The 25,862-nt window shown below is 72.9% G+C and carries 19 protein-coding genes and 1 tRNA gene; 6 read left to right on the forward strand and 14 right to left on the reverse strand.

What is annotated here, in order from left to right; translation table 11 throughout:
- The first annotated feature begins 98 nt into the window (after window positions 1-98).
- The gene (locus DEJ19_RS11505) at window positions 99-995 is read left to right on the forward strand and encodes a DUF72 domain-containing protein (protein WP_111233068.1); all 897 of its coding nucleotides are present in this window, start codon (window positions 99-101) and stop codon (window positions 993-995) included.
- Between the two features lie 132 nt (window positions 996-1,127).
- On the opposite strand, the gene DEJ19_RS11510 is transcribed toward DEJ19_RS11505, so the two are convergent.
- From DEJ19_RS11510 to DEJ19_RS11535, 6 genes are all read right to left on the reverse strand, one after another.
- The gene (locus tag DEJ19_RS11510) at window positions 1,128-1,763 is read right to left on the reverse strand and encodes an MBL fold metallo-hydrolase (RefSeq protein ID WP_071405679.1); all 636 of its coding nucleotides are present in this window, start codon (window positions 1,761-1,763) and stop codon (window positions 1,128-1,130) included.
- A gap of 10 nt (window positions 1,764-1,773) precedes the next feature.
- A complete protein-coding gene (locus tag DEJ19_RS11515) occupies window positions 1,774-2,790 on the reverse strand; it encodes a LacI family DNA-binding transcriptional regulator (RefSeq protein ID WP_111233069.1) in 1,017 nt (338 codons plus the stop codon).
- A 21-nt stretch (window positions 2,791-2,811) separates the two neighbouring features.
- Window positions 2,812-3,309 carry a hypothetical protein gene (locus tag DEJ19_RS11520; protein ID WP_111233070.1) on the reverse strand — a complete coding sequence of 166 codons (498 nt, stop codon included), beginning with the start codon at window positions 3,307-3,309 and terminating at the stop codon, window positions 2,812-2,814.
- Between the two features lie 5 nt (window positions 3,310-3,314).
- The gene (locus DEJ19_RS11525; protein WP_071405697.1) at window positions 3,315-4,157 is read right to left on the reverse strand and encodes a carbohydrate ABC transporter permease; all 843 of its coding nucleotides are present in this window, start codon (window positions 4,155-4,157) and stop codon (window positions 3,315-3,317) included.
- Between the two features lie 65 nt (window positions 4,158-4,222).
- Complete coding sequence (locus DEJ19_RS11530; protein WP_111233071.1) at window positions 4,223-5,248, reverse strand: carbohydrate ABC transporter permease; 1,026 nt, start codon at window positions 5,246-5,248, stop codon at window positions 4,223-4,225.
- 104 nt (window positions 5,249-5,352) lie between these two features.
- Window positions 5,353-6,636 (reverse strand): ABC transporter substrate-binding protein, encoded by a 1,284-nt coding sequence (locus DEJ19_RS11535; RefSeq protein ID WP_111233072.1) that lies wholly within the window; start codon window positions 6,634-6,636, stop codon window positions 5,353-5,355.
- Window positions 6,637-6,930: 294 nt separating this feature from the next.
- Here DEJ19_RS11535 and DEJ19_RS11540 point away from each other — a divergent pair, with 294 nt between their 5' ends.
- Window positions 6,931-8,259, forward strand: a complete 1,329-nt coding sequence (locus tag DEJ19_RS11540) for a glycosyltransferase (protein ID WP_071405684.1) — start codon at window positions 6,931-6,933, stop codon at window positions 8,257-8,259.
- 148 nt (window positions 8,260-8,407) lie between these two features.
- Here the strand turns inward: DEJ19_RS11540 and DEJ19_RS11545 are convergent, their stop codons facing one another.
- A complete protein-coding gene (locus DEJ19_RS11545; protein ID WP_111233073.1) occupies window positions 8,408-9,721 on the reverse strand; it encodes a glycosyltransferase family 2 protein in 1,314 nt (437 codons plus the stop codon).
- 157 nt (window positions 9,722-9,878) lie between these two features.
- On the opposite strand from DEJ19_RS11545, the gene DEJ19_RS11550 reads away from it, so the two are divergent.
- The 4 genes from DEJ19_RS11550 (at window position 9,879) to DEJ19_RS11565 (ending at window position 13,827) form a co-directional block, all read left to right on the forward strand.
- On the forward strand, window positions 9,879-10,052 hold the full coding sequence (locus tag DEJ19_RS11550) for a hypothetical protein (RefSeq protein ID WP_181438005.1): 174 nt from the start codon (window positions 9,879-9,881) through the stop codon (window positions 10,050-10,052).
- A gap of 114 nt (window positions 10,053-10,166) precedes the next feature.
- Window positions 10,167-11,117 (forward strand): beta-1,6-N-acetylglucosaminyltransferase, encoded by a 951-nt coding sequence (locus DEJ19_RS11555; protein WP_111233074.1) that lies wholly within the window; start codon window positions 10,167-10,169, stop codon window positions 11,115-11,117.
- Window positions 11,114-12,619, forward strand: a complete 1,506-nt coding sequence (locus tag DEJ19_RS11560) for a lipopolysaccharide biosynthesis protein (protein ID WP_111233075.1) — start codon at window positions 11,114-11,116, stop codon at window positions 12,617-12,619. Before DEJ19_RS11555 ends, DEJ19_RS11560 begins: the two co-directional genes overlap by 4 nt.
- Complete coding sequence (locus DEJ19_RS11565; RefSeq protein ID WP_181441511.1) at window positions 12,616-13,827, forward strand: glycosyltransferase family 4 protein; 1,212 nt, start codon at window positions 12,616-12,618, stop codon at window positions 13,825-13,827. Before DEJ19_RS11560 ends, DEJ19_RS11565 begins: the two co-directional genes overlap by 4 nt.
- Before the next feature lie 68 nt (window positions 13,828-13,895).
- On the opposite strand, the gene DEJ19_RS11570 is transcribed toward DEJ19_RS11565, so the two are convergent.
- From DEJ19_RS11570 to DEJ19_RS11600, 7 genes are all read right to left on the reverse strand, one after another.
- The gene (locus tag DEJ19_RS11570; protein WP_111233077.1) at window positions 13,896-14,864 is read right to left on the reverse strand and encodes a glycoside hydrolase family 16 protein; all 969 of its coding nucleotides are present in this window, start codon (window positions 14,862-14,864) and stop codon (window positions 13,896-13,898) included.
- Window positions 14,849-16,801 carry a DUF7402 domain-containing protein gene (locus tag DEJ19_RS11575; RefSeq protein ID WP_284176448.1) on the reverse strand — a complete coding sequence of 651 codons (1,953 nt, stop codon included), beginning with the start codon at window positions 16,799-16,801 and terminating at the stop codon, window positions 14,849-14,851. Before DEJ19_RS11575 ends, DEJ19_RS11570 begins: the two co-directional genes overlap by 16 nt.
- The gene (locus DEJ19_RS11580; RefSeq protein WP_111233079.1) at window positions 16,788-20,351 is read right to left on the reverse strand and encodes a glycosyltransferase; all 3,564 of its coding nucleotides are present in this window, start codon (window positions 20,349-20,351) and stop codon (window positions 16,788-16,790) included. Before DEJ19_RS11580 ends, DEJ19_RS11575 begins: the two co-directional genes overlap by 14 nt.
- Window positions 20,348-21,313 carry a glycosyltransferase family 2 protein gene (locus DEJ19_RS11585; protein WP_071246821.1) on the reverse strand — a complete coding sequence of 322 codons (966 nt, stop codon included), beginning with the start codon at window positions 21,311-21,313 and terminating at the stop codon, window positions 20,348-20,350. Before DEJ19_RS11585 ends, DEJ19_RS11580 begins: the two co-directional genes overlap by 4 nt.
- Entirely contained in the window at window positions 21,310-22,269 is a 960-nt protein-coding gene (locus DEJ19_RS11590) for a glycosyltransferase family 2 protein (protein ID WP_111047116.1), read from the reverse strand. Before DEJ19_RS11590 ends, DEJ19_RS11585 begins: the two co-directional genes overlap by 4 nt.
- Before the next feature lie 368 nt (window positions 22,270-22,637).
- Window positions 22,638-25,421, reverse strand: coding sequence for a non-ribosomal peptide synthetase (locus DEJ19_RS11595; RefSeq protein ID WP_181441512.1), 2,784 nt, complete (start codon window positions 25,419-25,421; stop codon window positions 22,638-22,640).
- Between the two features lie 363 nt (window positions 25,422-25,784).
- Window positions 25,785-25,856 (reverse strand) — tRNA-Gln (locus DEJ19_RS11600).
- Window positions 25,857-25,862: the final 6 nt, after the last annotated feature.

A 25,862-nucleotide genomic window follows, 5' to 3' on the forward strand; every position in this document is an offset into this window, starting at 1 on the left:
GACAACTCGACAAGTATTGCACAAGGCTCGCATCCGCACCAAAACGGGGCGTGTCGCCCGGGTGTGCCGCCATGTCGGAGCAGGCATACGGTGGATCGATGACGGCCGACCACGACGCGATCGCCCGGGCCAGACACGTGAGCGGCTGCCCGTCGGCCGCGGTGCGGATCGGCCTGTCCGGGTGGCAGTACGACGGCTGGCGCGGGGACTTCTACCCCGAGGGACTCGCGAAGCGGCGGTGGCTCGAGCACGTGGCGTCGCGGTTCCCGACGGTGGAGCTGAACGGATCCTTCTACTCGCTGCAGCGCCCGGCGCGCTACCGGGCGTGGCGTGCGGCCTCGGGCGGGCAGCCGTTCCGGTTCGCGGTCAAGGGCGGCCGGTACGTCACGCACATGCTGCGGCTGCGGAATGTCGACACCGCGCTGGCGAACTTCTTCGCCTCGGGTCCGCTGGAGCTCGGGGACACCCTCGGGCCCGTGCTCTGGCAGCTGCCCGAGCGCCTGCTGCCGACGCCGGAGGTGCTCGACGCGTTCCTCGGGCTGCTCCCCCCGACGCACGGTGCCGCCGCTGAGCTCGCACGCCACCACGACGACAAGGTCCCCGCCGAACCGGACGGTCTCGCGGTGCCCGAGGAACCGGCGTGGTCGATCCACCACGCGCTCGAGGTCCGGGCAGCCGGCTTCGGCGACGAGCACCTCGACGTGCTCGGCCGGCACCGCGTCGCCCTCGTCGACTCGCACGCCGGCGACTTCCCCCGCTTCCGGGCGGACACCGGGGCGCCGCTCGCGTACCTCCGGTTGCACGGCGCGCCCCGGACCTACCACGACGGGTACTCGCCCCAGGCGCTCGGCGGGTGGGCGACGACGGTCCTCGAGCACGCCGAGGCCGGCCGGGACGTCTACGTGTACTTCGACAACGACGCCGAGCGGCACGCTCCGTGGGACGCCCTGACGCTCGACCGCCTGGTCGCGGCGCGACTGCGCCGCGCTTCGTGAGCAGGAATGGTCGCCTCGGGCGGACGGACCCGACCGTTCCTGCACACGATGCGGACAGGAGGCGCGTGGCGGCGCCGCCACGGGCCTCCAGGCCGCGCAGCGCAGCGCAGCGCAGCGCCGCGCCGCGCAGCCCTAGAGCGTCAGCGACTCCCCCGGACGCAGCACGACGAGCGACCCGGCGGGCTCGACGGCCTCGCGGAGCCGGCCCGTGTGCATGCCGAGGCCGACCTCGGACAGGGTGGCCTCGTGGATCGGGTACGCCCGGGACGGCGCGATCGCGGCGACGTAGTCCATCATCTCGGCGACCTTGAGCCACGGCGCCCCGACGGGTGCAGCGAGGACCTCGACCGGGACGCCCGGGTCCGTGTAGGAGTCGCCCGGGTGGAACAGCCGGCCGTTCACGAGCACGCCGGTGTTGTCGACGATCGGCACCGAGGCGTGGATCAGCTGGTGCCGCGTGCCGTGGAAGGTGAGCGTGAAGGGGCCGACCGTCCGGTGGTCGCCGTCCGTGACGACGTCCACCGTGACACCCGCCTCGGCGAGCGCCGCGCGCACGCCCTCCGGTCCGATGACGACCGCACGGGGGTTGGCGTCGAGGATGCGCCGGACCTGCTCGGGGGTGACGTGGTCCGGGTGCTCGTGCGTGACGACGACGGCGACGACCCCGGTCACGTCGACCGGTCGGGTGAGGTTCCCCGGGTCGAGGACCAGGCGGGCGTCCCCCTCGGTGATGACCTGGCAGGCGTGTTCGAGTTTGGTGACCTCCATGCGGGCGACCCTACGCGGGACCGTGCGGGCCGGGACCCGTGGTCGCGCGGACGACCAGGTGCGCTGGTGCCGCCGCGATCGGGCCGGCGACACCGCCGTCGACCTCGGCGAGCACGGCCCGTGCGGCGGTGCGTCCCTGCGCCACCGGGTCCTGCGCGACGGTGGTGAGTCCGACGGTCGAGCCGTACTCGTGGCCGTCGATCCCCATCACCGACACGTCCTCGGGGACCGCGAGGCCGGCTCGGCGTGCGGCCAGCAGGACACCGAGGGCCATCTCGTCCGACGCGCAGAGCACCGCCGTCGGTCGCTCCGACGCGGGCTCGGCGAACAGCACGGCCCCGGCAGCGGTCCCGCCGGCGAACGAGAACCGGCCGTCGAGGGACCACCGTTCCGGCACCGCCTGTCCCGACGACCGCACGGCGTCGAGGAACCCGTCTCGTCGCAGGTGCGGCACGGCGACGTTCATGCCGGCCTCGTCCTGCCCGCCGACGTAGGCGATGCGTCGGTGGCCGAGGCCGTGCAGGTGTTCGACCGCTATCCGGGTGACCTCGCGGTCGTCGACGCCCACGTTCCGCAGGCCCGGTGCCGGGCCGCCGATGACGACCATGGGGTGCCGGCTGAGTTCGAGCTCGGCCCGTTCGGTGGCGTCGAGCACCAGGGAGAGCAGGACGAGGCCGTCGACGCGGTGGCGCAGCATCGAGCGCCGGAACGCCCGGTCACGGTCGCCGCCCGGGCCGCCGAGGTTGTAGAGGACCAGGTCGTACCCGGCCTGGCGGAGCTCCGCGTCGACACCGCCGAGCGCCTTCACGTAGAACCAGCGGTCGATGACGGGCACGACCACCCCGACGGCGCGCTGACGCCCGGTGGCGAGGCCGGCCGCCGCCGAGCTCGGGACGTACCCGAGTTCGTCGGCGACCCGCTGCACCTGCTCGATCGTGGTGTCGGCCACGTTCGACATGCCGCGGAGCGCCCGCGAGACGGTGGACTTCGACAGCCCCGTGACGGTCGCGATCTCCTGGATCCCCATCGGTGCGACCCGGGAGGCCCGTCAGCCGTCCGTGCCGTGCGTCACGTCCGCCGGTGCGTCGGGTCCACCCCGTCGGGCCGCCACCGCGGGCACACCGCGGTCCGCCCGGCGTTGCGGCACCCGGGCGGAGCGCGCCGGCCGTCGTGCACCCGGTGCGACCTCGTCCCAGCCGGCGTGCTGGTGCACCCGTCCGTCCGCGCCGGGTCGGGGTCGGCGACCGGTGGGGTCGGTGACCGACGTGTGCACCGGGGCGACCGCGGGCGCAGCACCGACGCCCCGGGGCACGGACGCACCCGTGCCGTCCTGCGGTGCGGTCCGGCGGAGGACGGCGACCCGCCACCGGTCCAGGGCGACGACGCCGAGCACGCACACGAGCAGGGTGAGCGCCCAGCCGAGCGCCGGTCGCCCGGTGAGCTCGCAGAACACCGTGACGCCGAGGAACAGGACGCCGAACATCCCGACGAAGCCGATGGCCTCCTCGATGTGGGCGGTGGGACGGGTGGGTCCGCGCTGGGCCATGGTCGTCAGCCCTTCACGCCGCCGGCGGTGAGCCCCGCCACGATGCGCCGCTGGAAGATCAGCACGAGGATGACCAGCGGGATCGTGACGATCGTGCCGGCGGCCATCACCGCCGTGTAGGGCTCCTGGTGCGGCTGCGACCCGGCGAACGAGGCGATCGCCACGGTCACCGGCTGGGTCGCGTCACTCGACAGCTGCGACGAGATGAGGTACTCGTTCCAGCTCGAGATGAACGCCAGGATCGCCGTGGTGAACACCGCGGGCGCCGCGAGCGGCAGGATGATCCGCCGGAACGCCTGCACCCGGGTGCACCCGTCGATGCGGGCTGCCTCTTCGAGGTCCCACGGCATCTCGCGGAAGAACGACGCGAGCGTGTACACGGTCAGCGGCAGCACGAACGAGATGCTCGGCAGGATGAGCGCCTGGTACGACCCCATCCACCCGATGTCGGTGAACAGCTGGAACAGCGGCGAGATGAGGGCGACGCCGGGGAACATCGACGCGGCCAGGATCGCGCCGGCGATGAGCGACTTGCCGCGGAACTCGAGCCGGGCGAGGGCGTACGCCGCCGTGGTGCCGACGAGCAGGGCGATGACGGTCACCGCGACCCCGATGAACACGCTGTTCAGGAGCGCTCGGCCGAGGTGGTTGCCCAGCGCGGTCGAGAACGCGGTCGCGTAGTTGTCGAGGGTCACGTGGGTGAACCACGGGGTGGCGTCGAACGTGTACCCGACCTCGCGGAAGCTCGTGACGACCATCCAGTAGAACGGCAGGAGGCACCACACGGCGATGACGACGGCCTGCACGGCGGTCCGGAGCTTCGGGCCCGTCTCGCGCCGGACCCGCACGTCGGGACGGTCCGTCGCCCGGTCGCGGGTCGCGGCGGTGCGGCGGGGACGATCTGCTGCGAGGGTCACTTGAGTTCACCCTTCTGCTGGGCTGCCTGCGTCTGCACGACGTTCGCGCCGAGGAACCGGACGAAGACGAACGCGACGATGAAGACGATGAGGAACGTGATGGTGGACAGGGCCGATGCGGCGTTGAACCCCTGCCGGATCTGGTCGACGACCAGCACCGACAGCGACACGGTCGCGTTCCCGGAACCACCACCACCGCCGGTCATGATCGCGATGAGGTCGTAGATGCGCAGGGCATCGAGGACACGGAACAGGATGGCGACCATCAGGGCCGGCCGGACGAGCGGGAGCGTGATGAGGAAGAAGCGCTGGAGGGTCGAGGCGCCGTCCATCTTCCCCGCCTCGTAGACGTCCTCGGGGATGAGCTGCAGGCCGGCCAGGATGAGCAGCGCCATGAACGGCGTGGTCTTCCAGGTGTCGGCGATGACGATCGCGAACCGTGACGCCCATTCGTCGGAGAACCAGAGGACCTGGTGCCCGATCACGTGGTTGAGCACACCGTTCGCGTCGAAGATGAAGTACCAGAGCTTCGCGGTGACGGCGGTCGGGATCGCCCACGGCACCAGGATCGCGGCACGGACGAGGGCGCGGCCCTTGAAGTTGCGGTTCATGATGATGGCCATCCACAGACCGATGACGGTCTCGAGGATCACGGTCACGAACGTGAAGAAGAACGTGTTCCCGAAGGCGACCCAGAACTGGGAACCGAGGTTGCCGGGCGGGCACGCGACGTCCCCGCACCGCTGGCCGAGCCAGTGCACGTAGTTCGTGACGCCGGCGAAGCCGCCCTCGACGAACAGACCGGTCGCCTTGTCGAGGCCCTGGTCGAGCTGGAACGACTGGATGACCGCGCTGACCACGGGGTACCCGATGACGACCGCCAGGAGCACGATCGTCGGGCCGATGAGGTACACGGCCCACCGGCCGTGCTCGGCGTTGAGTCCGCCCTTGCGCCGTCGGCGCTTCGGTTCCGTGCCCGTCGGATTGGGGATGGCTGCGGGGATCTCGGTTGCTGCTGACACGTGTCGGCCTCCTTGCCGGGGGTGTCGGAACGCAAGTATGGGGCGGACGGGAGGCCCGTGGCGGACCCGCCACGGGCCTCCCGTCCATCAAGCGGCGTGCGCCGCTAGCTGCTGGTCGCCGACTTGAGGGCGTCCTGCATGTCCTTCATGGCTTCGTCGACCGACTTCGATCCCTTGAGCGCGGCGTAGGTGTTGTCCTGGATCGCCTTCGTGACGGCCGGGTAGAACGGCGTGACCGGGCGCGGCTCCGCCGACTCGATCGACTTGAGCAGCGTCGGCAGGTAGGGCAGCTGCTTCGTCAGCTCGGGGTCGGTGTACAGGTCACCGACGACCGGGGCGAGCGAGCCCTGGGTCGCGAAGAACTTCTGCGTCTCGTCCGAGGTCAGGAACTCGAGGAAGTCGTGCGCCGTGGCCTTGTGCTTCGAGTACACGCTGATGGCCGCGTTGTGGCCGCCGAGCGTGGAGGCACCGACGCCGTCGGCACCGGGGATCGGCGCGATGCCGAAGGTGTCCTTGACCTTCGACGAGCCGTCGGTCTTGGCGAGGCTGTAGACGTACGGCCAGTTGCGCAGGAACAGCAGCTTGCCGGCTTCGAACGCGGTGCGGCCCTGCTCCTCCTGGTAGGTGATCGCCTCGGCCGGGATGTTCCCGTCCTCGAACGCGTCCACCAGGTTCTGCAGGCCGGCCTTCGCCTTGTCGGTGTCGACGTCGGGCGCACCGTCGCTGCCGAGCACCGAACCGCCGGAGCCGTTGATCGCCTCGGAGGCGTTCACCGTCAGGCCCTCGTACTTCGCGAACTGCCCCGCGTAGCAACCGATGCCGGCGTCCTTCGCGATCTTGCAGTCGTCCATCATCTCCTTCCACGTGGTGGGAGGCGTCTTGACGAGGTCCTTGCGGTAGTAGAGCAGTGCGCCGTCCGAGGTCTGCGGAGCGGCGTAGAGGGTGTCGTTGTAGGTGGCGGTCTTCACCGTCGACGGCAGGAGCTTCGAGGTGTCGAGCTCCATGTCGCCGGTCAGCGGCGTCAGCCAGCTCTTGGCGGCGAACTCGGCGGTCCAGACGACGTCCACGTCGACGACGTCGTAGTTCTCGTCCTTCGCCTGGAAGTGCTGCACGAGGTCGTCGTGCTGCTGGTCGGCCTGGTCGGACTGTTCCTTGAAGGTGACCTTCTCGTCCGGGTGGGCCTTGTTCCACTTCGCGATGAGCGGGCGGACGACGTTCGAGTTGTCCTTGCCCTGCACGTAGGTGATGGGGCCGCGGCTGTCCTGGCCGCTCTTGGCGTCGTCCGATCCGGCGCCGGAGCTCCCGCTCGAGCAGCCGGTGAGCACGAGGCCGATGACGGCGACCCCGGCAACGGATGCGAACCGCACCCTGGAGCGTGTTGTCTTCACAGCGTTGTCTCCTCATTGAGATCACCAGGGGGCATCGACCGGGTTCGACGACACTGCCCTGGAGCAGGCGCCGCTGCCTGCTGGTGGAGGAAGCTACGCCCGGTCCGGCGGGAGCGCAACCGGTTGCATCGGTTCCGTGACCTGAGCGTGACCCATGAGGTTCCCGTGGCTTCCTGGGTGAGCGCTCACCCCCGTCGGGGGCACACGCACCGCGCTGCGGAACCCCGCACGAACCCCGCCACTGCTGGTCCGGTCCGTTGTCCGGACACCGCGGGCGGTCGTAGCGTCCCGACCATGACCCTGCACTCCTCCGTCACCGTGCCCGGCCCCCGTCGGGTCGTCAGCGTCGACCTCGACGCTCCGCTGCCGCGCCTGGTCGCCGACGAGTCGGGTTCCTCCGCGCTCGTCGTCGGCTACCGCGACGGCTTCCCCGTCACCACCCTCGACGTGCTGCTCACCGCGGACCCGGCCGACGCCGCCCGCGCGATGGCGCCCCTGGTCGACGGCCTCGCACGGACCTCCGGTGCGACGGAGACCCCGATCCCCGACCTCGAGCTCCCGCTCATCTCGATCGTCGTGTCGACCATCGTCACCCGGGTCGAGGACATCCGGAAGCTGCTCGACTTCCTCGAGCACCTCGACTACCCGCGGTACGAGGTCATCCTCGTCGACAACCGCGTGAAGCTGCCCGAGGTCGACGCCCTGCCCGGGCTGCTCGAGGGCCGCGACGTCCGGCTGGTCACCGAGCGCCGTCCGGGCTGCTCCGCCGGTCGCAACGCCGGGGTCGCAGCGGCGCACGGCGAGATCATCGCGTTCACCGACGACGACGTCCGGGTGGACGCACAGTGGCTCCGGTCCATCGGCACGCGCTTCGTCCGCGAGCCCGAGGTCGCCGCGGTCACCGGGATGATCCTGCCCGTCGAGCTCGAGACCCCCGCGCAGATCTGGTACGAGGCGTACTACGGCGGCTTCAGCGGCGAGCGCACCTTCCAGCCGGTGACGATCGTGCCGGACGACGTCCCCGGGGTCATGCGGCACGCGCAGGCCCGGGCCGTCCGACCCGACGGCTCGGTGCAGAAGCACTTCGCCGTGTACGGCATCGGCGGCTACGGCGCCGGCGCGAACTGGGCGGTCCGACGGTCGGCGTTCGACGCCGTCGGCGGGTTCGACCCCGTGCTCGGTGCCGGTGTGCCGGCCCGCGGCGGCGAGGACCTGGCGATCTTCATCGACATCCTGTGGAGCGGTGGCCGGATCGGCTTCGAACCCCGTGCGGTCGTCCACCACCGGCACCGGCAGGACCTCGCCGGGCTGCACGGGCAGCTCCACTCGAACGGCGTCGGGTTCACGGCGCTGATGTGCGAGCTCATCGCGAAGGACCGCCGGCACGCGCTCGTGCTCGCGCGGCTGATGCCCCGCGCCGGCAAGATCAAGCTGAAGCAGCTCGTGTCACGGCTGGCCGGCCGGCGTGACGCCGCGGCGGAGAGCATCACCGAGGCCTCCACGACCCGGATCCCGCGCTCGCTGGCGTACCACGAGTTCCGCGGCTTCCCGGCGGGTCCGGCGGCGTACTTCCGCAGCCGTCGGTTCTGGCGCGAGGTCGAGGAGGGCCGCTTCCGCCCGTAGGCGGCGTGCAGGAGACGTCCGCACCGGACGGACGGGAGGCCCGTGGCAGCGTCGCCACGGGCCTCCCGTCCGTCCGGTGCGTGCGTGCGGTGCACGCGGTGCCTGCCGTGCGCACCGCGCACGCGGAGCGCGGTCGCCCGCGCCGCGGTCACCCGCGCCGCGACCGCCCGACGACGTACCGCCACGGGCCACCGAGCGCCGCAACGAGCTCGACGCGCTTGAGGCCGGCCGTCGCCTCGCGGAACGCGTCGTCAACGGGCCACCCGCCCACGGCGTCCACCGCGGCGGACACCTGGTCGGTGTCGGCACCGGTGCCCTGTCCGAGCGCGCCGAGCTGCCGCAGCGCCCCGACCGCCCGACGCAGCACGGCCAGTGCGGTGCGCGGTCGCAGCATGAGCTTCGCGACCCACGCGCCGAGGCCGGTGCCGTAGCCGAGCGCCTGCGAGCGCAGCGCCGCACGGTCCGGCCGGTGCTTGTGCCAGACGACGGCCGTGGGCTCCACGGCGAGCGCGCCGCCGGAGAACAGCACCCGGGTGAACAGGTCGGGGTCCTCGCCGGCGCGGGCCAGGGTGCCCGGGCCGAGTGCGACGTCGAACCCGCCCAGGGCGAGCGCGGCCGAGCGGCGGAGCGACATGTTGGCACCGGTGCCGAACGCGCCCACGGAGAACGGGAACAGCGGGAGGTCCGCCGGCGGCGCCGACGTGCGGAACACCCGGCGGTCGGTGTTGCGCGCCCAGGTGACGCGCTCGTCGAAGTACCGCTGCGTGGGAGTCCGGAGTTCGCCGCTGGGCACGAGGCCGGTCACGCAGACGACGTCCGCGTCGCGGGCGTACGCGTCGGCGAGCGCTGCGAGCCAGTGCCGGTCGACGACCACGTCGTCGTCGACGAAGGCGACGACGGCCCCGGACGCGAGGGCGAGTCCGGCGTTCCGTGCGCGCGAGACGCCGGGTCGGGCCTCCAGGACGTACCGCAGGCGCGGGTCCGCGAGCGACGTGACCACGTCGCGGGTCGCGGTGGTGGTGGGCGCGTTGTCGACGACCAGGACCTCGAAGTCGTCGTGCTCGGACGCGAGCACCGAGCGCACGCAGCGGCGCAGGTCGTCCGGCCGGTCGCGGGTACCGATGACGACGGAGATGCGCCCGACCGGCGTCCCCGCGGGGGCGGCCGGGAGGCCCGTGGTGCGCAGCGCGCGCAGGGCCGGTCCCAGCTCGGCCGGGTCCACGCCGCCGTCCGCGTCGACGCTGACGTCGACGAACCCGGCGATCTCGCGTCCGTCACGGACGAGCAGGCGGGCGCGGCGGAAGCCGGTGGCACCGGCGAGTTCGACGGCGGACGCGGCGAGCGCCTCCTGCCGGTCGACGGCGCCGACCCAGGCCGCGCCGGCCCAGGCGGGCACGTCCGGGGACGGCATCGCGGGCGTGAGCGTGAGCACGCGGGTGGTGGTGGCCTGCTGGTCGGTCATGGTCCGATGCTCCGGTGGGGCTGCTGCGGGGTCAACGGCGGCCGCCCGCGGTTGCGGCGACGGTCGTCCGACTTGCGGTTTGCCGCCAGTGCACACCCCCGGACGGTAGGATCGTGAGGACGACTCGGCGGCAGCACGCCGGGCACGAGGAGGACGCATGTCGATGGGCCCCACCGACGAGCTCGGCGCCGTGCTCCACTCGGAACAGAGCGTCTTCGTGGTCGACGCCGTGACCTGCGTCTGCGGCCACGTGCAGGACGCCCACGAGCACTACCGTCCGGGCACGGACTGCGCACTCTGCGACTGCCAGAAGTTCCGCAAGAAGCGCTGATCAGGCGCTTTCGAGCACTGACCGATCGGGGGCGGTGCGGGAAACCGCCGCTTCCCCGCAGACGGGCACGGGTCGCCTTGTCGGCCCCGGAACGGCGCGGTTAGCGTCGCGTCCATGGCCATCTCCCCCGCGGTCCCCGCGTGCATCGTCCTCGCCCACGAGGACCCGGCACACGTGCGCCGACTCGTCGAGGCGCTCGACCCGTTCCCGGTGTTCCTGCACTGCGACGCGCGCACGCCCGAGACGGTGTTCCGCGCCATGACCGACGGACTGCCGGACCGCGTCCGGCTGCTCCCCCGCATCCGGACGGGCTGGGCCCGCTGGGAGAACGTCGCCGCCGAGGTGTCCGGCTACCGGGCCGCCCTGGCCGAGACCGACGCCTCGCACGTGGCCGTCCTGACCGGCAGCGACTACCCGCTCGCGAACCCCGCCGAGATCACGACCCTGCTCGAGTCCCACCGCGAGGAGTCGTTCATCTCGGTCAACCCGCTGCCGTTCGCACCGTGGGGCCGTGACGGCGGCATCTCCCGCATCCGGTTCCGGCACTGGGCGTGGCGGAAGCACATGCTCCGGCTGCCGGTCCCCCGCCGCGTGCCGGCGAAGGTCTCCTTCGCCGGGGGCTCACAGCTCAAGGTCCTCGCCCGCCGGCACGCCGCCGCGGTCGTGGACACCGTGGACCAGCGCCCCGACCTGGTCCGGTTCTGGCAGCGCACCTGGGTCGCCGACGAGACCTTCGTGCCGTCGGTGCTCAACTCGCCGTCGCTGACACCGGGGTTCGCCGACGAGCACGTCTCCCAGCCGCTCTGGTGGATCGGGTGGGACGGCACCGCGCGGAAGAGCCCGCCGTGGTTGACCGTCGCCGACGCGGGGCAGCTGCTCGAGCGTCGGGCGGACGCGGACGTCGAGGTGCAGCACCTGTTCGCGCGGAAGTTCTCGACCGACCGGAGCGGTGACCTGCTCGACGTCGTTGACGCTGCCTTCGGGCTGCGCCAGGGTGCGGGCGCGGTGTCGGGGTCGGCGTCGGCGTCGGCGCGGCAGGACGCGGCAGCGGTGGTCGCGCCGTGAGCTTCCCCCCGCAGACCCGCCGCGAGGCCCGCGCAGCGCGCGAGGCACCCGTCCCCGTCGCCGCCGTGCCCGAGTCGCTCGACACGGGGTCGGTCGCGGTGCGGAAGGGCGCCTCCGTCCTGTTCGGCCGCGGCCTGCTGTACGTCGTCGTCTGGTCGATGCAGCTCGTCGTCTCGTCGCTCATCTCCCCGGTGCTCGCGCACCTCATGCCGCCGGCCGAGTTCGGCGTCCTCGCCTCGGCCATCGCCCTGTACCAGGCGCTCGTCGTCCTGGCAGTCCTCGGCATCGACCAGGCGTCGGTGCTGCAGCGCGCCGAGGACGGCGACGACCGCCGGGCGCGTGGCCTGCTCGCCGTCGGCATGGTCACCGCGATCGTCGTCACCGTCGCCGCGCTCACCACGATCCCGGTCTGGGCCGACGCAGCCGGCTTCGTCGGCAACCACCCGCTGCTCCTCGTCGCGGTGCTCTGGACCGGCCCGGCCGCCATCGTGCAGATCTCCCTCGCGCTGCTCGTCGCCCAGGACCGCATCCGGGTCTTCGCGGTCACGAGCCTGCTGTCCTCGATCGGCGGCTCGGTCATCGGCCTCGGGCTCCTCACCTGGGTGCAGGCCGACGCGACCACCTACGCGTGGGGCGGTGTCGTCGCCCAGGGCGTGGCGATGGTCATCGGCATCGCGGCGACCCGCCCGCGTCTCGCCGGCCTGTTCGACCGCAGGACCACCGCCCGGGCGTTCCGCCTCGGCGTGCCGATCGCCCTCGGCAACCTGTCGTACTTCGTGCTGAACGCCGGCGACCGGATCGTCGTCCAGCGGCTGCTCGGCCCGGACGAGGTGGCCCGATACCAGATCGCCTACGTCGTCGGCTCGGCCGTCATCCTGCTCCTGACCTTCACGAACCAAGCCTGGGCGCCGCACTTCGCCGCCCTCCGCGACCCGGTCGCCCGCCGGCAGCTCGCCATGCACTCCCGCGACGAGCTGTACAAGATGCTCGGACCGGTCCTGCTCGCCGTGACCCTGGTGTCACCGGTCGCGCTGCCGATCCTCGCCCCGGCGTCGTACCGCGTGCAGGAGCTCTCGGTCGTCGTCTTCGTCGTCGCGATCACCGCGTTCCCCGTGGTCGCCAGCGGTGCGACCGGACGCCTGCTGCTGGTCGAACGCCGCGGTGTCGCCGTCGGGGTGATCGCCGCGATCGCCGGCGCCGTGAACATCGGCGCGAACCTCGTGCTCGTGCCCGTGCTCGGCATCGCCGGCGCGGGCCTCGCCACCGTCGTCGCCTACGCGATCCTGGCCGCCATGCAGCTGCTGGCCCTGCCCGACCGCCGCGAGTGGCGCGGACCGGGAGCCCGGATCGTCCTGACGACCCTCGCCGCGCTCGTCGTGGCCGCCGCGTCCCTGCTCCTGCCGCAGGACGTGCTCTGGAACTGGGTCCGCATCGCCGGGGTGGTCGCCTGCCTCCCCTGGTTCCTCCGCCGACTGAAGACCGCAAGGGGTGGTGTCTCGTGAGACCGCGACAGACTGCAACCGACGGCACCCGCCGACTCCGCGTCGGCGTGCTGGTGACCGGACTCGCCATCACCGGCGGACTCGAACGCTGCGTGCTCGAGGACACCCGCGAGCTCGTCGCCGCCGGCCACGAGGTCGAGGTCTGGCACCGGAACGCCCAGTCCCCGCGCGCCGCCGAGGGCCCGCCGCCCTACGAGGCGATGGGCGTGCGCCTGGTGGAGGCCACCGACTACCGGTTCGGCATCACCACGGCACTCCGCGACGCCTGGCGCTTCGCCCGCGAGGGACTGCGGATCCGACGATCACACCTCGACGTCCTCTGGCTGAACCGCCCCGAGTACCTGCCGTTCGGCCGGGTCGCGTCGCTCGTCTCCGGAGTCCCGCTCGCGGTGCACCTGCACCACGCGCCGAACTACCGGCGGCTCGGACCGATCGCCGGCGGCCGCACCCGCTACTTCGCCGTCTCGCACGCGATGGCGCGCGCCTGGGCGGCGTCCGGCGTGCCGACGGACCGCATCACGATCGTGCCGAACGGCGTCGACACCGACGCGTTCCCGGCCGCCACCCCGGCGTCGGTGCACGACGCCCGCGCGGCACTCGGCATCGCCGAGGACACCCCGACGGTGCTCTACTACGGTCGGCTCACCCGGTCGAAGGGCGTGCTCGCCCTCCTGGAGGCGTGGGGTCGCGTCCGCACGACCGCCGCGGCACGCGTGCCGGTCACCACTCCCCCCGTGGCCGGTCACACGGCGCCCGCGCCGCTCCTCGTGCTGGCCGGTGCCCTCTACCCGGAGGAAGCCGACGCCGTGCACGCCGCGATCGACGCGCTCCCCGCCGGTTCCGTGCTCGTGCTCCCCGAGCGGGACGACGTCGTCCCGCTCCTGCACGCCGCCGACGTCGTGGTGGCGCCGTCCATCGAGCCCGAGGGCTTCGGCCGGGTCGTGGTCGAGGCGATGTCCACCGGCCGTCCCGTCGTCGCGGCCGCATCGGGCGGCACCGGGGAGATCCTGTCGGGTGACTGGGCGCGGTACACCGTCGACCCGGCCGACCCCGACGCACTGGCGGAGAAGCTGCTCGACACCCTCGACGACGCCGAGCGCGACCCGTCCCTCGCCGCACGGTGCCGCGCGTGGGTGCGTGACCGCTACGGGCGCGAGCCGCACGTGCGCGCGCTGCTGCAGGCGCTGCTGGCACACGCCCGGCGCTGACCGGGCCGGGCCCGGCGTCGTCTGCGTGCACCGGGCGGCGGCGTCGGTCTGCGCCGGGCTCGGCGCCGTCAGCCGGCGGTGGGTTCCGTGGACGGCAGCGTGGCCCGGGGGCTCTCGCCGTCCGCGGGCACGTCGATCGTCATCCAGTCGACCAGCAACGACCCGGCGGCGTCCCGGGGCGGCAGGCCCTCGAGCGATCCCGTCTGCACGACCAGGTGCATGCGCTCCACGGGGATGTCCTGTGTGGTGCTCCCGACGACCTCGTCGTCGACCAGGAACGACATCCGCGACGGCGTCCACTCGATCGTGTACGTGTGCCAGTCGGCCAGCGACGCGTCGGTCTCGTGGTGGATGCACTTCTCGGCCGGGTCGACCAGGCAGTGCACGTTGAGCCAGGCGGGCGCACCGAGAGCCCCCTCGGGGAAGTCGATCTCACCGTGCGCCCAGACGTTCTCGTCACTCCAGAGCAGCACCGCCACCCCGTAGCCGTCGACCTCGTCGCTCTTCATCCGGATGCTGTACCGGCCGGAGGTCTGTCCGCCCCATCGTCCGTCGACGAGCGGCACGACCCCGCCGGCGAGCGGGGTGCCCGCCTTCGTCGTGCGCAGGTGCATGTCGAGCATCCCGTCGTGGGCGCTCAGCGTGGACGCCTGGTACCGACCGGTCCCCGCGGTGTCCGCGAAGCCGTGGTAGACGGTGAACCGGTCGTCGTACGCTGCCTCAAACCCGCCCGACGGGGTGGTGTCGTCGAAGTCCTCGGAGAACACCCGCTTCCAGCCGTCCCCGTCGCCGGTCGGCATCGCGACCCCGCTGGGTCCGGGGCCGACGGACGTCGTGCCGGTGGTCGCCGCGGCGACGGCACCGACCGCGACCACCAGGGCGGTGGCCACGATCGCGACCCGTCGTCCCCGTGTCCGGAGCGGGGTGCGGTGACGGGAGGCGCCGAGGCCGTGCGCGGGTGGGGCACCGTGCGCGGCGGCCGACTGCTCGGCGACGGGGCGGGGGCCGTCCTCGTCCGGGGTCATCCAGCTGTCCATGCGCGGATCTCCGAGAGACCGACGTTGATCGTGCTGTTCGACACCCCGGTGGTGGTGAACCGCACCCAGGTGACGTTGCGGGCGGTGAAGTCCACCGTGCGGGCACTGCCGTCGTTCGGGAGCTCGCCCACGGCGACCTGGCTGCCGTCCGAGAACGTCAGCGTGCCGCTCGTGATCTGGTCGTCGCTGTTCGGACGGTCGTGCAGGACGATGCGCTGGAGCGCGACCGGGGCGGCCCAGTCGAGCTGGATCCAGATGCCGGTCCGTCCCCAGGGCACGGTCCACTCGGCGGTGTGGTCGACCGGGTGGCCGGACACGACGCCGTCGACGGCCTTCGCGACGGTCTGGCCGTCGGCCGGGTTGTCGGCGATCGCCGTCGGGGTCGCCGAGCCGGTGACGTCCCGCAGGCCCGGAGTGGGCGTCGGCGTGGGCGTCGGGGTCGGCGTGGGCGTCGGGGTCGGCGTGGGCGTCGGCGTCGGCGTGGGCGTCGGCGTCGGCGTCGGCGTCGGCGTCGGCGTCGGCGTCGTACCGCCGCTGCTCGCCGGGGAGAACGCGCGGATCTCGGCGAGCCCGACGTTCTGCGTCCCGCCACTGACCGCCGTCACCGTGAACCGCACCCACCTGACACTGCGCGCCGCGAACGTGATCCGCTGCACCGCACCGCCGTTGTTCAACGCCGGCACCGTCACACTCGAACCGTCCGAGAACGTCAACGTCCCACCCAGCACCTGGTCCACCGCGTTCGGACGATCAGCGAGCTCGACCGCGTCCAACACCGTCGCCCCCGCCCACCCGAGCTGGATCCACGTCCCCGCACGACCAGACGGCGCAACCCACTCCGCCGTCGGCGCATCCGGGTACCCGCTCACCACACCATCGACCGCCTTCACGGCCGTCTGACCATCAGCCGGGTTCTCCGCACTCGCCGTCACCGACGCCGAACCCGTCACGTCCTTGTGTGCGGGGGTCGGGTCCGTGGGGTCGGTGGGGTCCGTCGGCACGGGTGAGCCGGCGGTGTACTGCCGGCTGAGCCACGAGGTCTCGGGTCGAGCCGAGCAGGCCTCGTACGAGGCGCAGGTCTCGCTGTCGTGCGCGGCGTAGGTGAAGAACGCGTCGGCCTTCGCCTGGGTCTCGGCCGTCGTCAGGTTCGCCGGACGGTCGGCGATCGGGTACCCCATGTACCCGGTGAAGCCGTGCGCGCCGGTGTACTGCTGCTGCACCTGGTCGGTCAGGTACGCGACCGTGTGGTGGTCGCTGTGGTCCCCGTCGCCGTACTCGCCCTCGTGGTCGAGGGTGTGGATGTCCGTCGGCGCGAAGTCCTGCACGATCCCCTGCAGCGTCGCCCGGAGCTGCGCGAGCGTGTACGTGGCGGCGTGCGGGGCATCGGCGACGGTGTGCAGCGTGTCCATGTCGCCCGTGTACAGGCGCTGGAGGCTCTCGTAGCCGTTCGCCCAGAAGCCGTTGCCCTCGACGTTGCCGTCCGGCAGGTCCATGAAGACCAGGCTGATCCGCGGGTCGGCGGTCAGGGTCTCGGTGAGCAGGGTCCGTCCGGCGACCGTCGTGGAGCCGGTCGTCGACGCCGGGTCGACGCCGGCCATGCTCGCGTAGGCGGCCATCAGCCCGACCTGGCGTTCCTGCCAGTACCAGTCGGGCTTGCCGGCGTCACCGGCGGTGACGATCACCGAGCGGACGCAGCGCCCCGCGTCGATGTCCTTCCGCAGGTCCGTGCCCTGGAAGAGCAGGTCGTCGTCGGGGTGGGCGACGACGTTGAGCACCCGCCCGGCGCTGCAGTCCGCAGCCGCAGCGGCGGCCGGCTGGACGGCGAGGTTCGGCGCGATCAGCACGGCGAGCACGGTGGCGAGCACGCCCGCGACGGACGCGACGGTGGCCCGTCGCGTCCGTCGCGGTCTGTCGGAGGTCGGTTCAGTCGGTTGCATGGCGCAGGCCCTCCGTCGTCAGTTCGTACATCGCGGTCGTCCCCGACGACCAGACCCGCTTCCAGTAGGGCGAGGACGCCATGGCGGCGGCGAGCTCCTGGTAGTCGGCGTCGCTCTGGTAGCCGTACCGCTCGTCGTAGGCGCCGAAGGGCTCGGCGACCAGGGCGTAGTAGCCGGTGGACGACCAGTTCACGACGAGCTCCCGCGTCACGTTCGACAGGTCCGCCTCGGCGTCGTAGCCGCCGGTCGGGTCCGGGTACGGGCCGAGTGCTTCGCGGGACAGGTAGCCCACGTCGAAGTACCGTGCTCCGGTGTTGCTCGGGACGGCGTTGGCCGACCCGGTGAGCAGCATCACGGAGCCCGCGGGTGCCGTGCGGTCGTAGTACTGCGTCGCCGCGGACTGGCTCCGGGTCATGACGCGGTTCCAGTCGAGCGAGGTCTGCCCGAACGCACCGATCGCGACGAGCGCCGCCACCGCTGCTCCGGCGACCGCGAACCGCACCGCGGACGGACGCATTCCCCGCTGCAGGACCGCCCCGACCGGGGCGAACCGACCGGCGGGCATCGGGAGCGCCGCCGCCAGGATCGCGATCCACGGCGTCGCGAAGAGCACGACGCGGAAGACGCCCTCCTGGCCGTAGTTCGTGGCGACGAGCAGCGAGATCGGGCTCGCGGCGGTGGCGAGGAGCGCCCAGTGCGTCCGGTCGCGCCGCATCAGGACGGTCACCACGGCGATGAGCCCGAGCACCACGAGCGCGGCTGCGGGGATGTCGAACGCCAGACGCGTGACGAGCGGCTTCGGCAGGACCGTCATGTCGTGCGCGGGCGGCTGCACGTTGTCGAGCACGCGTCCGACCGCCGCGAGCGACAGGAACCGTCCGAGGATGTCGCCGTTCAGCGCGGCGAAGACCACCGCCGGCACGAGCACGACGGCGGGCAGCCACCAGGGGCGGAGCATCCGGAACACGATGAGCGTGACGAGTGCGGCGACCGTCAGGTACGGCGAGATCTGGTGGGTCACGGCGAGCACGATGCCGATGAGGGTGATCGCGACGATCCGCGAGAGCCCCACGCGCCGTGCCCGCGGCTTGGCGGCGACGGAGCCGTCGGCGGTGGTGACGGCGGCATCGCGCAGCGGTCCGGTGGCGAGCACGAGGATCACGATCGACATCAGGATGCCGGTCGACTGCGGCGAGAAGTACGTGGTGTTGAGCGAACCGGTCATCGCGGTCAGCAGCGCTGCGATCCACGGCCGACGGGCGCCGGGCAGCCAGTGCGCCGCCAGGACGCCGACGGCGATGGTCGTGCTGAAGGCGAGCAGGACGGGCACCCACGCGGCGATGAGGATCGTGTTGACGATGCCCCCGACGTCGGCGACCCAGGCGGCGCCGGCGAACAGGCCGGACCAGGTCTGGAAGATGTCGGCCGACGGGTTGGTCCCACCGAACTGGCGGATGTACTCGACGACACCGATGTGCCGCGCGGCGGCGGTCACCGTGGGCACGCCGTACGTGATCGCCTGGGCGAGCTGCACGACACCGCCGAGCACGACGACGGGCACGGCGAGCGCGCGGCCGCGGACCAGGGCGATGACCGCCGCGGCGACGACGAGCACGAGGCCGACGACCAGGCCGGGGCCGAGCGAGCCGAACAGGCCTGCGGGCACCGGGTCGCCCATGTGGGTGAGCGCGGCGACGACCACCACGACGAGCCCGCCGAGCGAGAGCGCCGTCACGGTGGCGGTCGTGCTCCACCGGGGCCGGGCGGTCTCGCGGCGCACGAGGCCGGCGCGACGGAGCTCCCCCACGTCACGGGGTACCGAGACGGCGAGCGCCGCCGCGGTGAGCACGACGACACCGACGAAGGGGACCGTCGGCGCCCAGATGTGGAAGGTCGCCATGGTGTACCCGATGCCGATCGTGCCGACGAGCGACCCGGTGACGGCGAGGACGGCGAACCGGGCGAGGGACATCGGACGGACGAGCAGCATCGGGGCGACCCCGAGCAGTGCGAACAGGAAGACCGCGACGGCGCTCGCCCGCAGGGTGGGCAACTCGACGACGCTGCCGACGGCGGCCACCACGAGCGTCAGCACGACGATCGCGGCGGCGCCGAGTCGGGCCGCCGGGCCCATCGCGCCACCCGGAATCGGTCGTGCTGGACCCGCGGTGTCGAGGCCGCGCTGCAGCTCGTGGCGACCGTGCGCCGTCCGGTCGATCGTCCCCGCGCCGCCCATGCGTTCGCGGAGCGCCAGGACCGGTGCGGTGAGCACGGATCGCCGCTCGACGCGACGCAACCGGCGCTTCGTCGCCGCGAACTCCGCGTCGACGGCGTCGACGGTGTCCGCGTCACGCGCGGCGCCCGTCCCGTGGCCGTTCGCCGGAGCAGCGTCGGCAGCGTCGTCGCCCTGCTCGAGGCCGAGGCGTGCGAAGGCGCTGATGGCCTCCGGCGCCGCGTCCACCGAAGCGGTCAGCGTGTCGCGGTCGAGTGCGTTCTTGGTCATCCAGGCTCCGAGTCCGTGGCCGTGCGCGGCAGCGGCGGCGCGGAGCGACGCGACGTCGTCCGCCGATCGCTGCCACGCGATCGCGGCCGGTTCGACGGCGATCGCGGATCCGGCGAACAGCAGTCGTGTGAAGAGGTCGAGGTCGTCGCCACCGCCGACGCGGGTGCCGGGACCGAAGGCGGTGTCGAACCCGCCGATCCGGAGCGCGGTCGCGCGGTGCACGGCGAGGTTCGCGCCGGTGCCGTAGGCCGAGGCGGCGAAGGGGTGCAGCGGGAGGTCGTCGACCGGGTCGTCGAGCCGGAAGACCCGCCGGCGGACGGTCCGCCCACCGGGGGTGCGGTCGTCGTGCCAGCGCTGCGCCGGCGTCCGGAGCTCGGCACTCGGCACGAGCCCGGTGACGCAGGCCACGTCGGGGTCGGTCGCGAAGGCACGGGCGATGGCGGCGATCCAGTCGCCGTCCACGACGGCACCCTCGTCCACGAACGCGACGACGTCGCCGATCGCGACGAGCAGGCCGGCGTTCCGCGCGGCGGCGAGGCCGCCCTCGGGCGCGGGGATGGTGGTGACGCGGCGTCCGCTGATGTCGACCGTCGCCACGCCGCCGTCGTCGGCGCCGTGCGAGACGACGACGACGTCGAAGTCGGCGTGCCCGTTGGCGAGCACCGACCGCATGGTCGTGCCGGCGGCGCCGTCCGTGCAGAGCACCACGGTGACGGACGGCAGCACCAGACCTGCTGCCGGCCGACGCTCGGGTGCCGGCATGGGCCGGATCGCGCGCTGGAGCGCACGGACGTCGATGGTGCCGCCGATGCGACGGCGTTCGGTGATCTCGGCCTCGACGAAGCCGAGCGGCTCGCCGTGGTCGCGGACGAGCAGGCGGGCACGCCCGTACCCGGCGGATCCCTGCAGGGCGATGACGTCCCGGTGGCTCGACGCGTGCACGTCGGCACGGTCGACCTCGCCGACCCAGAGCGCGCCGTCCCAGGTGGGGACGAGCGGCCCGGTCACGACCGGCGAGAGGACCATCGCCAGGGTCGCGCGGGTCACGGTGTGCCCACCGGCTGCGGGAGCGGGGCGGGTGCGGGCGGGGTCCGCACGACGACGGTGCCGAGGACCCGGCCGACGGCGTAGCCCGCGACCGTCGAGACGACGGAGAGCGCGATGGCGTACGCCCGCAGGCCTCCGCCACGACCGACGTGGCGCAGTTCGCGCAACACGGCGCCCGGGATCACCCGGGTCAGGTAGGTCGACTCGCTGGCGAGCGAGTCGCCGGTGCCGACCCGACGGCTCAGCACGGCCTTCGAGATGCCCTCGTAGTAGCTGCGGCGGCGCAGGTAGCGCATCGTCACGCGGTCCGGCGAGACCCGGTGCGAGACGTTCGAGCGCGGTTCGTGCCGGATCCGCGCGCCGGGACGGGCCTGGGCGATGCGGATGCAGAGTTCGGTCTCCTCGCAGCCGAGCGGCTGGTTGCCGACGCGGCCGATGCCGGAGCGGAAGCCGCCGGCGAGCAGGATCGCGTCGCGGCGGAACGCCATGCTCGACCCGATGACGTTGCGGACGTCGCCCGGGGTCTCGGGCAGCCCGCGGTACGAGCACCCGACGATCCAGAGCAGTTCGTCGGCGTACGGGCCGGGGCCGGTCGCGGTCGGCCAGGACGGCGTGGCACGACCGCCGACACCGACGACGTCGGGGTCCTCGAGCGCGGTGAGCATGTGCCCGAGCCAGTCGGGGTCCGCGGTGGCGTCGTCGTCCAGGAACGCGACGACGTCGGCGTCGGTCAGGGCGACACCGGTGTTCCGGGCCCCGGAGAGTCCGCGGTCCTCGGTGTTCGGGACGACCCGGAGTTCCGGCCAGCGCGCGGCGGCGCGGGCCAGGAGCTCGGGCTCGTGGTCGATGACGACGACGACCTCGGGGCCCTCGGGCTGGCGCTTGGCCGACTCGACGCTGTCCTGCAGGTCACCCCAGCGCTGCTGGGTGTAGGCGCAGATGACGACCGCGACGGTCGTCACGCGACGTCCTCCTCGAGGGCGACGACGGACGCGACGACGGCAGCCCCGGCGACGGACGCCCCGGCGACGGCGGACGCAGCGACAGGGGTCGCGACGGACGCAGCGACCGGCGCCGCAGCGACGGGAGCAGCAGCAACCGGCGCAGCAGCCGGCGCGGCGAGCTGCTCGGCCGGCGGCACGACGCTCATCGCCGCGCGACGGACCTCGGCACGGCCGATCGCGGCACGACGACGCTCGTGCATGATCGACTTCAGCACGCGGATGCCGTCGGTCACGGCGTTGAGGTTGCTCGAACCGTGCACGCGGAGCTTCTCGTGGCTCGGCACCTCGGTGATCGCGAGCTCGGCGGCCGACCAGCGGCAGGTCAGGACGGTCTCGATCTCGAACCCGTCGCCCCACAGCATCGAACCGTCGGCCGGCTTCGGCAGCTCGGACGACAGCAGACCGATCTCCGGCAGGACGTCCGCCCAGAAGGCGTTGTAGCCGTAGCAGAGGTCGCTGTAGCGGGTGCCGAGGATGATGTTGCAGAGCATGTTCAGGCCGCGGTTGCCCATGTTCCGGACGATCGTGATGTCGTCGCTGCCACCGCCGAGCGAGTACCGGGTGCCCTTCGCGACGTCGGCGCCGTCGACGAGTGCCTGCACGAACCGCGGGATCTCGTCGGGGTCCGCGGAGCAGTCGGCGTCGAACATGACGACGATGTCGCCGGTGACGGCCTCGAAGCCGCAGGCCAGGGCGTTGCCCTTGCCCTTGCGGGTCTGGTGCACGACGCGGATGTCGGGCATCACGCGCTGGGCGGCGGCGATGGTGTCGTCGACGGAGTTGCCGTCGACCAGGATCACCTCGTACACGGGCGGGAGCTTCGGGAGGATGATCTCGAGGTTGCGGGCCTCGTTCCGTGCCGGGATGACGACGGAGACCCTCGGGTCTGCAGGGCGAACGGTACGTGCGGGCATGGCGCGGTCCTGTCGGGTCAGGGTTGCTGTCGGGTGGTGGCTCGTCGAGACGAGCGGCGCGTCCTCGGATGACGCATCGACGACGGTGACCGTCGTCGGTCGAGCAGCGGGACGCGGGTACGACGCCGCCTGCTTGCCGCGGGTGAGTGGGTACTCTCCCCCGCGGTTCCAACCATCGCCGTGGCCAGCGGGAGGGTCAATGCGCGGTGCGGTCCCTTGCGGACACCCGGGTGCGGATACGGAAACCCGCAACGGTCGTGCAGGTTGGCGGTCCGGCGCGGCGGCCGGCGGGTGGTGGACGCAGGACGAGCGGACGGGAGGCGCGGTGCCAGCCGGCACCGCGCCTCCCGTCCGGTCGTGGGCCGGTCTCAGACCTGCGGCACGTCCGCCGTCTCGAAGGCGGCCCGCAGCGCGACCGCCAGCTCGGCGACGTGCGGTTCCCGCAGCAGCGACGTGTGCTCGCTCGCGATCCGCACCATCTCGGTGGGCCCGCGCAGCAGGGCGGACCACCCGGCGGCGTCGGGGTTGGCGTCGGCGAGGACGTAGGTGGCGCGCCCGTGGAACGGCGTCGGGTGGTGGCGCCTGGTGACGATCTCGGCCTGGTCGAAGAAGGCGTCGAAGTCCTTCTGCCCACCGTGCCGCAGCACGCCGGCGGTGTAGGCACGGAGCCGCTTGGCGAACAGTGCCCCGTACGGCACACCCGCGGGCAGCACCCGCCTGACGGCGCGGTCGAGCCCCCGCTGCACGGCCCGGACGGCGGTGTTCGGCTGGTCGCGCGACTCCATCCGGCCGAAGTGCAGGCGGGCCTGTTCGGACTTCGTGCGGGGCAGGTAGGTGTCGAGCAGGACGACGTGCTCCACCTGCTCGCCGCTCTCGGTCAGGAGCCGGGCGATCTCGAGCGCGACGAGTCCGCCGAGCGAGTGCCCGACGAGCAGGTACGGGCCGCGGGGCTGCACGATGCGCATCAGGGCGAGGTAGCGGCGGGCGCTCCGCTCGATGTTCCAGTCCGGCATCCCACGGCGCTCGAGGGCGTGCTGCTGGAACGCGTACAGGTCGTGCGCGGGCAGGTGCCGCGAGAGCGGCAGGAACGTCAGCGCCAGGGCACCGCCACCGGCGAAGCAGAACACCGGCGGACGGCCGCCCTCGCGCGCCTCGGACACCTTCACGACGTCGGGGTGGCTCGGCAGCGCGCTCGTCCCGCTCCGCACCCGTCGGGCGAAGGCGCGGAGCGTCGGGTGCTCGAGCACGTCCGAGGAGCGCAGGTCGACCCCGAGCCGGTCCTGCACGACGGCGAGCATCTCCTCGGCGGACAGCGAGTCGCCGCCGAGGGCGGAGAAGTCCTCGTCCAGGTGCACGCCCCGCAGGCCGAGCACCTCGGCCCAGATCTGCCCCACGACGAGCTCCCACTGGTCGTACTCGCCCTCGACCATCTCGGTCTCGACGCTCGGTGCCCCGGGGAGTTCGGCCCGGTCGACCTTGCCGCGCTCGTTCCGCGGCAGTTCGGTCATCGGCACGATCGACGCCGGCACCATGTACTCGGGCAGCCGCTCACGGAGCGCCCGTCGGAGCGCACCCGGTGCCGGGGTGCGGTGCCCCGGGCGACCGACCACGTAGGCGACGAGCCGGGTGACGGAACCGGGGTCGACCTGTGCCGTCACGACCGCATCGTGCACCTCGGGGACCGCGCGGAGCGCCGCCTCGACCTCACTCGGCTCGACCAGGTAGCCGCGGACCTTCACGGCGTCGTCGGACCGGCCGAGCAGCACGAGCCGCCCGTCGGGGTCGACGCGTGCCAGGTCGCCCTGCCGCCAGCTCGGGGTCCCGACGGGGATGCCGACGACGGCCTCGGCCTCGCCGGTGCGTCCGGCCCGTTCGGCGGTCTTCTCCGGCGCGCCCCAGTAGCCCGCGGTCAGGGCGTCGGAGACGACGACGAGCTCACCAGTCTCCCCCGGGTCGGCGGGGCTGCCGTCCTCACGGAGCACGAGGACCGTCTTGCCGGGCAACGGCCACCCGGCGGGCACGACGCCCTCGGGCACCGGCTCGCCCGGGGCCACCGGGCAGTACGCGACGCACGCGGTCTCGCTCGAGCCGAAGGCGTTCAGGAGCAGCGTGTCCGGGTCCAGGTGGGGTCGAGCCGCGGCGAGGTCGGCGCCGGTGACGGACTCGCCCGTGGTCATCAGGAAACGCAGCCCGCCGAGCACCGGCGCGGTCCCGGCGGCGGTCCCGTGCGACCCGGGGGCATTCTGCGACCCGATGATCGAGCGCAGCAGGTGCGGGGTGCAGACGAGCACGTTCACGTCGTCGTCCCGGAACCGCCCGAGCAGCCGCTCGACACCGAGTTCACGCGGCTCGAGCAGCACGATGGTGCCGCCGCAGAGCAACGTGTCGAACGAGAACAGGAGCCCGGCGGCGAACGACAGCGGCAGGACGACACCGAGCCGGTCACCCGGGCCGAGGCCGAGCGCGACCGCGTCCTGCTCGGCGTCGGCGATCTGCTGCCGGTGCGTCAGGACGACGCCCTTCGGCATGCCGGTCGAGCCGGAGGTGAAGACGATGGCGAAGGGGTCCCGCCCGCCGGGGCGCACGCCGACGGTGTCCGCCGACGGGGCCGCGCCGGGACCGCCCGCGTCCAGCGGTTCGCCCGCGTCCAGCAGCTCGCCGAGGGCGTGCACCCGGCCGTCCCGTTCCGCGACCACGTCGGCGGCCAGCGCTGCACGCTCGGTGTCGGCGACGATCTCGTCGACGCCGGCGAGCCGGGCCACGTGTGCCAGCCGTGCTGCGGGCAGGTGGTCGTCGAGCACCACCACGGTCCGTCCGGCACGCACCAGCGCGAGGATGCCGATCACGGCCTCGGTCGACTGCCCCGCCATCAGCCCGACCGGCTTCGACGCCCCGCCCGGGGTGTCGCCGACACCGGCGCCGCTGCGGTCGTCGGGTCGGAGCGTCACGGCCAGGGCTGCGGCCAGCGCGCGCGAGGCCCGGTCCGCTTCGGCGTAGGTGTAGGGACGGCCGTCCCCCGCGAGCGCGGCGGCGTCGCCCCGGAGCGCCACCACGCGGTCCCAGCGGTCCAGTACGGAGTGGTCGGCCGCCGCGGGCACGGCTGCGGGGTGGTTCCAGGGATCGACGGTCGTCAGCGGGTCGACGGAGGTCACGATGACACCTCGGGTGCTCAGCAGCGGACCGCCACGACTCCCGCGACGGTCTTCCGACCGTAGGTCCGCGCTCCCCCGACCCGCGAGCAGGCTCCGGCCCGGTGCGGGGAACCGCAACCGGCCTGGAGGCGCGGCCTGCGCCCGCCACGGACGGTACGACTCCGGAACGACCGGTCCACTGCCGTGGGCGCCGTCCGCACGGCGGCTCGCCCGGCTCGGGGATCGTGCGGTTCCGCGCAACCTCCGGATGAGCCGTGGCGTGACCGTGGATGCGCCGTGCATCGCCGATGAGGACGCTCGGAACGAGAAGGTCCCGGAAACGAGAACAGCCCCCGGGATGTCCCGGGGGCTGTTCGTCGAGTGCTGGGGTACCTGGACTCGAACCAAGAACGACGGTACCAGAAACCGCTGTGTTGCCAATTACACCATACCCCAAAAGGC

It is taken from the genome of Curtobacterium sp. MCSS17_016 (assembly GCF_003234255.2).
Classification (GTDB): Bacteria; Actinomycetota; Actinomycetes; order Actinomycetales; family Microbacteriaceae; genus Curtobacterium; species Curtobacterium flaccumfaciens.